This window comes from Dorea sp. AGR2135, assembly GCF_000420885.1.
Taxonomy (GTDB): domain Bacteria; phylum Bacillota; class Clostridia; order Lachnospirales; family Lachnospiraceae; genus Dorea; species Dorea formicigenerans.
In genome coordinates this window covers 123959-136473 of sequence record NZ_ATVU01000001.1, presented here as the reverse complement: position 1 = coordinate 136473, position 12515 = coordinate 123959, and the positions used below count along the sequence as shown (strand labels likewise).

Sequence of the window (12515 nt, the reverse complement as noted above, 5' to 3'; positions counted from 1 at the left end):
TTAATACACCTGCCTAACTATTACTTCATAAGTTTTTGGAGCGTGGCAACCAGTTCATCGATTGTCTCTTCTTTCCCTGCACGGATATCTTCCGCTACGCAAGTGCGGATATGATTAGCAAGAAGCACCTTGTTAAAGCTATTCAGCGCCGCATTGACCGCTGAAACCTGAATCAGAATATCCGTACAGTATGCGTCCTCTTCCACCATACGCTTAATTCCTCGTACCTGGCCTTCAATCCGGCTTAAGCGGTTCAGAAGATCCTTGTATTCCTTTTCTGTCCGCTCCTTTTTCTTATGACAACAACATTCTTTCTTTTCTTCCATAGTATGCACACCTTTCTTGATTACAGTGACAGTATATACCCCTTAAGGGTATATTGCAAGTTCTTTTTTCATAAATTTTTCTCAGTAAAGAAATCAAGATATACTTCTTTCATAAAATGCACTTAAAAGACCATCTACACTTTTTCGTAAATGATCTTTTTAATGTGAATATTTATCTTATTTCATTCCTTTTCCTTTTTCGTCACACTTACCACGTAAAGTGTGCTTCCCTCTACACGAAATTTCACCTCAAACCCAGCAAATTCCATGCCATATACTCTCTCCGGGTCATTCTGATAAGAAGGTCTTGGATCCTGACTCAGTATCTGCATCACGACTTTTCTCAATTCCTCTCAGAGCGTCCGGCTGGCGAAACTCCGGCTCAAATACAACAAGTCCAGTCGCATCGGAAAGCCCACTCTGTCTTGGAATCCCGAATTTAGTCGGAAAATCTGTGTGAATTCTTGCGATTACTTTTACCTTTTCTAAACCCGCAGTTTCTTTTTCCAGATTATTGCAGTCTCTCTTTTTCTTTACAACTTCATGCCCCGATATCGGTTCACGCATGCATATACCTCCTGTTTTCTCGGCATTGCCAGATTGCCCGGAACATTTCCACTCTCACAGACCGCTGCAAATCCTTCCGCTTCCAGCTTCTTCACCAGTCGTTTGATAATCTGTCCGGCTTCTTTTCTGCCGTCAAATTCCTGTTCTTCCATATAACGGAGAAGATACCCCAGGCAGGTAAGTTGTTCGGGATCTGCAAGCTGTTCCACATATCGAAGATCAATGTTTTCATGGTTCAGGACTACACCGTCTCTTCCCATGTTCTTAATCTTGATACGTCCTTTATGAACTAACCCTGCATTTTTCTTCGGGCATCGTCCGGACTCTGGTAGTTTCACATTTCCTTCTGGCAATTCCAGTGCCGGATACTGGCTGGCAGCCTCTTTTGCAAGGGCTGTAATTTCTTTCGGGACATACCGATCCATCTGAATCACCACATCTGCTACCTGAAAATATGCCCCGGAGCTTCCCGCAACTAGAATTGTGGAAATGCCCTGATTTTCATATAAATCACGCATTCTTTCAATAAATGGTGTAATCGGCTCCATATCCCGGTGAATCACTCTTTGCATCAGTTCATCTCGCACCATAAAGTTGGTCGCCGACGTATCCTCATCGATGAGAAGCGCTGCAGCGCCAGCCTCCATGGCCTCCACTACATTTGCCGCCTGGGATGTACTTCCACTGGCATCCTCCGTGGAAAATGTTTTCGTGTCTTTCCCATTTGGCAGGTCATTGATGAACATAGAAATGTCTGTGTCCTTGATACTTCTGCCGTCCTCAGCGCGGATTTTCACTGCATCTGACTCTGTAATGACATATTCCCTGCCATCACCTGCAATGTGCGGATATACGCCTATTTCCAGCGCTTTTAGAAGGGTAGATTTTCCGTGATAGCCACCACCAACAATCAAGGTGATTCCTTTTTTGATGCCCATACCTGTGATTTTGCCTGCGTATGGTAAATCCATGGTCACTTTCATCGATTCCGGCGAAGCAAATGGCACAGCTCCTTTCATCGGCTTTGCTGAGACACCCGACTCACGCGGAAGAACGGCTTTATCTGCCACAAACGCTACAAGTCCCTGTTCTTTTAACTGCTCACGGATATATTGCTGGTCTACGGATAGCTCCATGACACGCTCCACTTTTTTCTTATCTTGTCTTGCATAGAAAAGAGAACTCTCCACGCACTCCGGGAGATAATCGAATAAAATTTTTGAAAGCTCTCTTGCATTGATGGTTCTTCCATTTGCCGGAAATCCAGCCTCAAATCGCATGCTAATGTTTCCATTTGCCGGATTGATCTCACAGGCGCTCCGCTTTAGAATTTCCTGACCACATCTAGTCACAGAAATAATTCCACTCTTTCCGGATCCTTTCGCCTGAAATGAATATTTTCCGATTGCTGTGCCAAACTGACGGATCAGATAATCCTCAAGTGCGATCTGTTTCCATTTTTCGTCATAAAGATATTCTGGAAATGCAGCCACTTTTCCCGAAACTTCAATATGAAGGCTGGACGGTGCCGCAAACGGATCTCCCTGTACATGATCGATTCCCAATGCATATTTGCCAAATCGATATACTCCTTTCGTACCCTTATAAGCCGGATAACTTTTTCTATCAATATTTTGTAATAACTGTCTCAAATCGTCTGCTGATTTCATGTTACTTCTTCTTTCTTCTGTTATAAATCTACAATCCTTGCTCTGTGGTGAATCTTTGGCAAAAACTTCTGTAATAAATCCTGTGTCTTAAATTTCAAATGACTTGTATTAATTCCCGGATTGCAACCGAACCATTCACTCTCTGCCACTTCTTTATCTACAATTACCTGCACATAGTCGTCTTCGTCCACGAGAAGTCCTGCCACACTGGCTGATCCCGGTGTCGTTCCAAGATGCTTAAGCATTTTCTCCGGCGGTGCAAATGACATATGGGATACACCCAGTTTCTTACTGAAAGCTGCTGTGTCAAAGGATTTATTTGCCGGCATGACAAGCAGGAAAAATGTTGTCTTTTTCTGGTTACATAAGAACACATTTTTCCGGATTTCAGTTCCAAGAACTTTGTCCACCTCTGCACACTCCTCCATGCTCGCTGCCGGGTCATTGTCCACACGCTCATATGGGATCCTCAATTTATCTAAAGTCTCGTACATACGGCGTTCCAGCGGGCATCTTACGTCTGTCGGCGCACCGGTCTTAATCTCACTGATATACATAATCTTCCTCCATAAGTTTTCTCTTGCATCTTTCCTCTTTTCAGTTTACCATAAATATCAAAGTGAGTACTATAAAATATTTATTTAACGCAAATCTTAATTGCAGATATTTGTGGTATTTATCAGGTATACTGCAAATAGTATCCTGATATTTGAAATCAGAAAGAAATGAGGTATTTATTATGCGATATATTCTTGCATCACAGTCACCGAGAAGGCGGGAACTGCTTGCACGCACGGGTCTTGAATTTGATGTGATTCCGTCTGACGTGAACGAAAAGATTACAAAAGAAGTGCCGTCCGATGTTGTTATGGAACTGGCTCACCAAAAAGCGGAAAATGTCTACGCTAAAATTACAGATTCTGACGATTATACTGTCATTGGATCCGATACGATTGTTGTTTATCGTGATGAGATTCTTGGAAAACCTGCTGATAAACAGGAAGCCTACGATATGCTGTCCATGCTTGCAGGCCGCACACATCAGGTCTACACAGGTGTTTCACTGATTCAGAAAAAGCAAGGGGAAAAGACTATTAAGACATTTTACTGCCAGACCGATGTCACGCTCTATCCGATTGATAAAGAAGACCTTCACCGCTATGTAGAATCCGGTGATCCGTTAGATAAAGCCGGAGCTTACGGTATACAGGGTGATTTTTCTATTCATGTAAAAGGAATAAAAGGTGATTACAATAATGTGGTAGGGCTTCCGATTGGACGGGTATATCAGGAACTGAAATCTTTATAATTACACCCACGAACTGATCCGTGCTTTGCACTCTGCAATCCTGCCGGAGGCTATATCAGCTGGGAGATAACTCCCAGCTGATATAAAACGGAGTGTCAAAAGACACTCCGTTTTTTGCACATATTAGTTATACTTACGTTTTCTAGCAGCTTCAGATTTCTTTTTACGTCTTACGCTTGGTTTCTCGTAATGCTCTCTTTTACGAATCTCCTGCTGAATTCCAGCCTTTGCACAGTTTCTTTTGAATCTGCGTAAAGCGCTGTCTAACGTCTCGTTTTCTTTTACGATTACATTTGACATAGTCTCACACCTAACCTCCCCTCCAGTCCTATATTGTGCATTATACGACTGTTCGGGTATATTTTTTGCACACATACGATTATATCATAAATTTACGTTACGTCAATATGTTTTTACAATCTTTTTTTATTATCATATATGCCGGCAATCCAAGCAGCATAACAATTGTGCTGGCAATGGAAATTATGGTCGATCTGTGCCCTGCCAGAAAAATCTGATTGATAATAACAAAGATTCCGCTGGCAATCGCAATGAGCGGAACAATAGGATATAACGGCACTTTATAGGTTCTCACTGCATTTGGACGGTCTTTTCTGAGTTTGATCACACCGAGAAATGTCAGTGTGTAGAATGTCCAGCTTGAAAATACCGCCAGGTCTGTCAGCAGATTAAACTGACCACTTAATGCATAAAATGCACCGATGCCTCCGACAAGCATAATTGCATTTGCCGGAACCTGTGCTCCATTCAATTTTGCAAATGTCTTGTGGAATGGAAATTTTCCTTCTGCCGCAAGAGAATATGCCACACGGGAACCGGAAAGTATAAATCCGTTACAGCTTCCGAATACGGAAACAATGATTCCGATTGATACAATCTGTCCTCCAAGTTTTCCTAAAATCTTCACTGCTACAGCTGATGCCGGTGCAGTCAGTGTTGCAAGTTCGGATGCCGGAAGTACCCACAGATATGCAAGATTAATGATAAAATAAACTGCCATGATCAGTGATACTCCGCCAACGATGGCAACAGGAAGATCCTTTCCCGGATTCTTCATCTCTCCCGCAATTGCTCCTACATTGGTCCAGCCTTCGAATGCAAATAAAATCGCGATCATAAGCTGACCGAGAACGACCATCGGACTTAGTCCTTCGCCTACCATCGGAGTAAAGACTGGATTCGTTCCTGCCCCGCGCACAAACCCGAAAATCATCAAAAGGATTAACGGAATCATCTTGCAGACTGTAAAAATGACTTGTACACTGCCACCTATCTTGGATCCCATAGAATTCAGAAAGATGATAATGATAATCATGGCAACTGCTACCGGAGCAACATAACCGTCCCCGATAAAAAACGCCATCTGCTGACCTCCTGCCACTGCAAGGGCAGATATCATGGCCGGATAAAATAATAAAATCTGTACCCAGCCTGCCAAAAATCCAATCATCGGATTATAAATTTCTTCCAGATAGGCTACGATTCCACCTGTTTTCGGAATCATGATTGCAACTTCTGAAAATGTCAATGCTGCCGCGATACTTACAATTCCGGTAATCAGCCAGGCATGCATTCCAAGTCCAGGAGCGCCGCCTGTCGCTGTATAAATAGCCTGGGGTTTAAAGAAAACCCCAGACCCGATAACGCTTCCGACAACGGTTGCCATCGCTGTCACTGCGCCCAAATTCTTTTTTAACTCTTGTTTCTGTTCTTGTTTTTGCTCCATAAACTACCCCTGAAAAGTCTGATCAAATGTCTATAACTGGCTCTCCAGGACTTCACTTACTTTTGCAATTGCAGCGTCAATTCCGTCTGGATTCTTTCCTCCGGCCTGTGCCATATTCGGACGTCCACCGCCGCCACCTCCAACAAGGCCGGCAATGCCTTTGATCAGATTTCCGGCATGGGCACCTTTCTTCACAGCCTCATCTGTTGCCATTGCAACAAGGCTTACTTTTCCACCTGCCGCGGATGTAAGAACGATCACACCTTCACCAAGTTTTTCTTTCAACTGATCTCCAAGATCACGAAGTCCATTCATATCTACATCCTCTACTTTTGCAGCAATAAGTTTTACACCTTTTACTTCTGTAACCTGATCAGATACATCTCCCATTGCCTCTTTTGCCATCTTACTCTTCACGCTCTCAAGCTCGCTGTGAAGATCTTTATTCTCAGCCTGAAGATGACGGATCTTATCTGATAACTGGTTCGGAGTTGCTTTCACAAGAGCTGCTGCCTCTTGAAGTTTCTTTTCCATATCATCATAATATTTCAGAAGTCCCTTTGAAGTCAGAGCCTCAATACGTCTGACTCCTGCTGCAACACCTGTCTCAGAAATAATCTTAAGTGCACTGATAACTCCTGTATTCGATACGTGAGTACCTCCACAGAACTCTACTGAAAAATCTCCCATGCTTACGACACGGACAACATCACCATATTTCTCACCGAAAAGGGCTGCTGCTCCAGTCTTTCTTGCTTCCTCGATTGGCATATTCTTAGCTACGACCGGTAAGCATTCTGCAATCTTTTCATTTACAATATTTTCTACTTGCTTTAACTCTTCTTTTGACAATGCTGAGAAATGTGTAAAGTCAAAACGAAGTCTCTCAGCATCTACATAAGAACCTGCCTGCTCAACATGTGTTCCAAGTACCTGGCGGAGAGCTGCCTGAAGAAGATGTGTTGCACTGTGGTTTCTTGCTGACAGATTACGGTTCTCTTTATCTACTTCCATAGATACTGGATCACCGCCTTTGATCATTCCATGGCTTACATATCCCACATGTCCAATCTTTGTTCCGGCAAGGTGAATTGTATTCTCTACTACGAACTCTCCACCAGCAGTCTTAATGGTACCGATGTCACCTTCCTGACCACCCATTGTTCCATAAAATGTAGTCTTATCAACAATAATTGTACCTTTCTCGCCATCGGATAATGCGTCTACAATCTCCTCTTCGCTTGTAAGTGCTGTCACTTTTGCATCACATACAAGATTCTCGTATCCTACGAATTCTGTTGCAAGCTCTGCATCCAGTTCATCATAAACTGTAGCGTCTTTTCCAGTGTAGCTGTGAGTACCAAATGTTCCCTCTGATTTCGCACGCTGCTCTTTCTGAGCTTTTTCAAACCCTTCCTTATCATAAGTCAGGCCCTTCTCATCCAGAATCTCGCTTGTCAGATCAATTGGGAATCCATAAGTATCATAAAGTTTAAATGCATTTTCTCCGGAAAGAACTGTCTCACCATTTTTCTTCATCTCTTCTTCCATGTCTGCAAGAATAGAAAGTCCCTGATCAATTGTCTTATTGAACTGAGCCTCTTCTTTTGCAATCACGTTGAAGATAAAGTCTTTCTTCTCTTCAAGCTCCGGATATCCATCTTTTGAACCATCAATAACAGTCTGTGCAAGCTCTACAAGGAAAGCTCTCTCGATACCGAGAAGTCTTCCGTGACGGCAAGCACGGCGGAGCAGACGGCGGAGTACATAACCACGGCCACTGTTAGATGGCATAATTCCGTCTGAAATCATAAATGTAACAGAACGGATATGATCTGTTACGACACGAAGAGAAACATCTGTCTCGTGGTCGATGCCATAATGCTTTCCTGACATAGCGCATACATGGTCACGCAATGCTTTCATTGTATCAATATCAAACATGGAGTCTACATCCTGTACGACACATGCAAGACGCTCCAGTCCCATACCTGTATCAATGTTCTTCTGAGCCAGGTCAGAATAGTTCCCATGTCCGTCATTGTTGAACTGTGAAAATACATCATTCCAGATTTCCATATAACGGTCACATTCGCAGCCTACTGTACAGCCTGGTTTTCCACAACCATATTTTTCACCACGGTCATAATAAACTTCTGAGCATGGACCACAAGGACCTGAACCATGCTCCCAGAAGTTATCTTCTTTTCCGAAACGGAAGATACGCTCTGCAGGGACACCGATTTCTTTATTCCAGATTTCCCATGCTTCATCGTCATTCTCATATACAGAAGGATATAATCTCTCCGGATCAAGTCCTACAACCTCTGTAAGGAACTCCCATGTCCAGTGGATTGCCTCTGTCTTAAAATAATCTCCAAAAGAAAAGTTACCAAGCATCTCGAAAAATGTACCATGACGAGCTGTCTTACCTACATTCTCGATATCTCCTGTACGGATACACTTCTGACAGGTTGTCACTCTTCTTCTCGGCGGGATCTCCTGTCCTGTAAAGTATGGCTTCATTGGTGCCATACCGGAATTGATCAACAATAAACTTTTATCGTTATGTGGCACCAGTGAAAAACTTTTAAGTACCAGGTGATCCTTGCTTTCAAAGAATTCAAGGAACATTCTTCTTAATTCGTTAACTCCGTATTTCTGCATAATTTCCTCCTCAAAAATTCACTAACTTATAATTATAAGTAGTCATCTTTCGTTTGTCAACGTCCGTTGAATTTATTTCAATTCAATTTCTTCCAGTTCTTTTGGTGGAATCTCCTTTTCTCCTGGCAAACGAAATTTATCCGTTTACATTTTTATAATCTATAAAAGGATAATGTCATGCTCTCTGCATGTCTGTCTCATCTCTTCCGGCCAGAGACTTGCCTGCACCTCGCCTACATGCGCCCGGTCGAGAAGGAGCATACACAGTCTGGACTGTCCAATACCTCCTCCGATTGTGTATGGAAGTTCTCCGTGAAGAAGCATTTTGTGGTATGGAAGCTCTCGTCTGTCCTCGCAGCTTGCTTTCTTAAGCTGGGAAGCAAGAGATTTCTCATCTACTCGGATACCCATGCTGGAGATTTCAAGTGCACAATCTAATGTATCATGCCAGAACAGAATATCTCCGTTCAACTGCCAGTCGTCATAATCCGGTGCACGTCCGTCATGTGGTTCACCGCTTGCAAGCTTATCTCCAATCTTCATCAGAAATACACAGCCATATTCTTTTGTAATCAGGTTCTCTCTCTCCTTTGGAGTTTTGTCCGGATATCTGTCTTCCAGTTCCTGAGTCGTGATAAATGTTACATCATCCGGTAAATGTTTCACTGCCTGCGGGTATTTGTACCACACCTCATGTTCCATATGTTTGATAATTTTAAAGATATGACGTACGGTTGTCTTTAATGTCTCTTCTGTTCTGTCCACCTTACGGATAACTTTTTCCCAGTCCCACTGGTCAACATAGCAGGAATGAAGGTTATCAAGTTCCTCATCGCGCCGGATAGCGTTCATGTTTGTGTAGAGTCCTTCGCCTGGCTCAAAGTCATATTTTTTGAGAGCCATACGTTTCCATTTTGCAAGAGAATGTACAACTTCTACGGTCTCTCCCGGAATTCCGGCAACATCAAACTGTACCGGTCTTTCAACTCCATTCAGGTTATCATTAAGACCACTGCTCTTCTCAACAAAAAGCGGTGCTGAGATACGCTCCAGATTCATTTCTTTTCCGAATTCTCTCTGGAATGTATCACGGATATACTTAATTGCCTTCTGTGTCTCGCGCACGGTCATGTGTGGATCATAATTTTCTGGTAATATTAAACTCATGTCTATTTCTCTCCTCCAAATAATTGTTGTGCATAATAAACGGACTGCATCGCATCTTTTCCGTAGAAATCTGCTCCGATCATATCCGAATAATCCTGATTCAGTACCGCTCCGCCGACCATTACCTTGCATTCTGGTTTTTTCTTGCGAAGCTGTCTGATCGTCTCTTCCATGCTGACTACAGTTGTAGTCATCAGAGCGCTTAATCCCACCAATCTGACATCTTCCTTTATTGCTGTCTCGACAATCTCCTCCGGCGGAACATCTTTTCCAAGATCGATCACATCAAAGCTGTAATTTTCAAGAAGAACTTTTACAATATTCTTGCCAATATCATGAATATCTCCTTTTACGGTAGCAAGAATGACTTTATCTTTAGCCTGCTCGCTCTCACCGCTCCTGGCAAGTTCATCTTTCAAAACTGCAAATGCTATCTTTGCTGCATCAGCACTCATCAGAAGCTGTGGTAAAAATACGGTTCCTTTTTCAAATCCTTTTCCGACCTGGTCAAGTGCCGGAATCAATTCCTCGTTAATGATATCCAGTGGAGCTTTATCTTTCACAAGCTCTGCTGTTATGTGATGTGCTTCTTCCTTCAGGCCTTTCTCAATGGCAGTCTTAAGCGTCATCTCCGCCTTTGTGGCAGGTGTCACAGCCTGCACTTTCTGACTTCCATACTGTTCAATATATTTCTCACAATTTTCATCATAATTCATCAGCGCACAGAAAGAATAATAAGAACGCATCATATCCTCTGAAAGCGGATTAATGATTCCCGCGCTTAAGCCTGACTGCATTGCCATAGTATAGAAATTGGAGTTCACTGCCGGTCTGTATGGAAGCCCAAAGGAAATGTTTGATACACCAAGTACCGCACAAACTCCATATTTTTCTCGTACCTGTCTCAGAGCTTCCAGCGTAGTGATTGCTCCTGTCGGCTCAGAGCTGATCGTCATACAAAGAACATCAATTACAATATCTTTCTTATCGATACCATATTTCTTTGCCTCTTCGATAATTTTGCCTGCAACCTTTACACGCCCTTCGGCTGTTGCCGGAATTCCATCTTCATCGAGAGTAAGACCGACAACCACCCCGCCATATTTCTGAATCAGTGGAAATACTGCATCCATGGAACTTTTTTTCCCATTGACAGAGTTGACCATTGGCTTTCCGTTGTAAATTCGCATAGCTGCTTCCAGAGCACTTATATCTACCGTATCAATTTGAAGCGGAAGACTCGTTACACTTTGAAGCTCCTGCACCACCTCACGCATCAAAGCCGGCTCATCTATATCTGGAAGCCCTACATTGACGTCCAGGATATGTGCTCCTGCATCCTGCTGTGAAATAGCTTCTCTTAATATATAATCAATATCATGGTCTTTGAGTGCCTGTTTGAATTTCTTCTTACCTGTTGGATTGATTCTCTCTCCGATGATCATCGGTTTCCCGCCAAGTTCCACAGCTCGCCCATAGGAGGATACGATTGTCCGGTTCATAAATTCTTTTCCAGGCCGGTCTGTAATGTCCCTCTGATCTTTCGTTGCTTCCACCATGGCACGGATGTGCGCCGGAGTTGTTCCGCAACAGCCGCCGATCAGACTGGCACCACGTTTCAGGATTTCAGCCATGAATCTCCCGAATTCTTCAGGTTCTACGTCGTAATACACCTCTCCGTCTTTTTGTTTTGGGAGCCCGGCATTCGGCTTAACAATGACGGGAACAGAAGCATATTGTAAAATTTCATCCAGAATCGGCATCATCTGCTCCGGTCCCATGCCGCAGTTGATTCCAAGTGCGTCTACGCGGAGCCCTTCCAGCATTGCTACAACCGATGGCACATCTCCTCCGGTCAGTAGTTTTCCTTTGTCATCAAAGATCATAGTTGCAAATACCGGAAGTGAAGTATTCTCCTTTGCAGCAAGTACTGCTGTCTTCACTTCATAAGTATCACTCATCGTCTCTATATGGATCAGATCAGCACCTGCTTCTTCGCCAAGTCTTGCCACCTCTGCAAACGCCTGATATGCATCTTCAAAATCCAGATCTCCCATTGGCTTTAAGAGTTTTCCTGTCGGCCCGATATCAAGTCCTACATAAGTCTCTCTGCCATCTTTGACACCTAGTTTAGCTCCTTTTCTCACATTTTCAATTGCTGCTTTTACGATTTCATCTAATTTATGTCTGGAATCATGAAATTTCAGTGCATTTGCGCCAAATGTGTTACTTAGCACAATATCACTTCCAGCCTCATAATACTGTCTTGCAATATCAATCATATCGTCTGCACGTTCCAGGCTCCATGTTTCTGGCAATTCTCCCGGTTTTAATCCCCGCTCCTGCAGAAGAGTTCCGGTCCCCCCGTCAAAATATATGAGTTCTTTCCCTAATCTGTCTAATATCATTCGTTAATTCCTCCGGTAAATACAATCTTTTTTACTGCAGGATTCGCATCCTTCTTCATGACAGTGAACCTCTTCCCTGCCAAGTCCTATAACTGCTGTTACTGATTTCGTCGGTGTCAGCATACTGCTTTCAGTCATAGTAAGTCCGATCTTCTTTGCACAATCCAGCATTCCGAGAATATCCTTTTGGTGTAAAATGCTGAAATCACCGTATCCCGGGCTAAATCTCGGACGCAGGAAATATCCCTGTGAGGTCATCTCTTCTTTCAGACTTTTCTGCCAGTTATTTAAATATTCCTCCAGCATTGCTGCTGCACAGGCCTGTAAAACAACTGTTCTGGACATTTCTGTCAGAGAATAACGCTTCATCAGCATATCAACTTCTACTCCAAGCGTTGCACCAAGCATCACGACCTGGGTACAACCTTTCATATTCTTTGCCAGATTCCTGCTTGTAATTTCAAGTCCTTCAATATTCAAGTGTTCTTCGTCCGATACCTTTAACTCAAAGATGCGATAGACGATTCTCCTCTTAGCGACCCGTTCCAGGTCTTCAAATGAATCCCGGATCAAGGCTAACGTCTGATCGTCTACCGCATGTTTTCCATATCCAAGATAACGGACCGCTTCTAATGTCCTTTTATCCATGTTCCA

The 12515-nt window shown here is 43.2% G+C and carries 12 protein-coding genes; 1 reads left to right on the top strand and 11 read right to left on the bottom strand.

Translation table 11 applies throughout. The features are described from left to right. Nucleotides 1-20: 20 nt before the first annotated feature. The 5 genes from G593_RS0100665 to G593_RS0100645 form a co-directional block, all read right to left on the bottom strand. Entirely contained in the window at nucleotides 21-326 is a 306-nt protein-coding gene (locus G593_RS0100665; protein ID WP_005336590.1) for a metal-sensing transcriptional repressor, read from the bottom strand. Between the two features lie 182 nt (nucleotides 327-508). Beyond that, a complete protein-coding gene (locus G593_RS21385) occupies nucleotides 509-658 on the bottom strand; it encodes a hypothetical protein (protein WP_334290736.1) in 150 nt (49 codons plus the stop codon). Next, a complete protein-coding gene (locus G593_RS0100655) occupies nucleotides 615-893 on the bottom strand; it encodes a hypothetical protein (RefSeq protein WP_005336592.1) in 279 nt (92 codons plus the stop codon). Before G593_RS0100655 ends, G593_RS21385 begins: the two co-directional genes overlap by 44 nt. Beyond that, complete coding sequence (locus G593_RS0100650; RefSeq protein ID WP_029730407.1) at nucleotides 860-2563, bottom strand: ABC-ATPase domain-containing protein; 1704 nt, start codon at nucleotides 2561-2563, stop codon at nucleotides 860-862. The genes G593_RS0100655 and G593_RS0100650 overlap by 34 nt, the downstream gene beginning before the upstream one ends. A gap of 20 nt (nucleotides 2564-2583) precedes the next feature. Beyond that, on the bottom strand, nucleotides 2584-3120 hold the full coding sequence (locus tag G593_RS0100645; protein WP_022278375.1) for a prolyl-tRNA synthetase associated domain-containing protein: 537 nt from the start codon (nucleotides 3118-3120) through the stop codon (nucleotides 2584-2586). Between the two features lie 179 nt (nucleotides 3121-3299). On the opposite strand from G593_RS0100645, the gene G593_RS0100640 reads away from it, so the two are divergent. Further along, nucleotides 3300-3872: a Maf family protein gene (locus G593_RS0100640; protein ID WP_196801951.1), complete on the top strand. Its 573-nt coding sequence runs from the start codon at nucleotides 3300-3302 to the stop codon at nucleotides 3870-3872. A 123-nt stretch (nucleotides 3873-3995) separates the two neighbouring features. Here the strand turns inward: G593_RS0100640 and rpsU are convergent, their stop codons facing one another. From rpsU to G593_RS0100610, 6 genes are all read right to left on the bottom strand, one after another. Further along, the gene (gene rpsU, locus G593_RS0100635) at nucleotides 3996-4172 is read right to left on the bottom strand and encodes a 30S ribosomal protein S21 (protein ID WP_004054229.1); all 177 of its coding nucleotides are present in this window, start codon (nucleotides 4170-4172) and stop codon (nucleotides 3996-3998) included. Nucleotides 4173-4269: 97 nt separating this feature from the next. Further along, the gene (locus G593_RS0100630) at nucleotides 4270-5619 is read right to left on the bottom strand and encodes an APC family permease (protein WP_029730405.1); all 1350 of its coding nucleotides are present in this window, start codon (nucleotides 5617-5619) and stop codon (nucleotides 4270-4272) included. A gap of 30 nt (nucleotides 5620-5649) precedes the next feature. Next, on the bottom strand, nucleotides 5650-8286 hold the full coding sequence (gene alaS / locus G593_RS0100625; protein ID WP_029730404.1) for an alanine--tRNA ligase: 2637 nt from the start codon (nucleotides 8284-8286) through the stop codon (nucleotides 5650-5652). Nucleotides 8287-8445: 159 nt separating this feature from the next. Continuing rightward, on the bottom strand, nucleotides 8446-9453 hold the full coding sequence (asnA, locus tag G593_RS0100620; RefSeq protein WP_029730403.1) for an aspartate--ammonia ligase: 1008 nt from the start codon (nucleotides 9451-9453) through the stop codon (nucleotides 8446-8448). 2 nt (nucleotides 9454-9455) lie between these two features. Continuing rightward, complete coding sequence (locus G593_RS0100615) at nucleotides 9456-11861, bottom strand: homocysteine S-methyltransferase family protein (protein WP_005336605.1); 2406 nt, start codon at nucleotides 11859-11861, stop codon at nucleotides 9456-9458. A 3-nt stretch (nucleotides 11862-11864) separates the two neighbouring features. Next, nucleotides 11865-12509: a vitamin B12 dependent-methionine synthase activation domain-containing protein gene (locus tag G593_RS0100610; RefSeq protein WP_005330265.1), complete on the bottom strand. Its 645-nt coding sequence runs from the start codon at nucleotides 12507-12509 to the stop codon at nucleotides 11865-11867. Nucleotides 12510-12515: the final 6 nt, after the last annotated feature.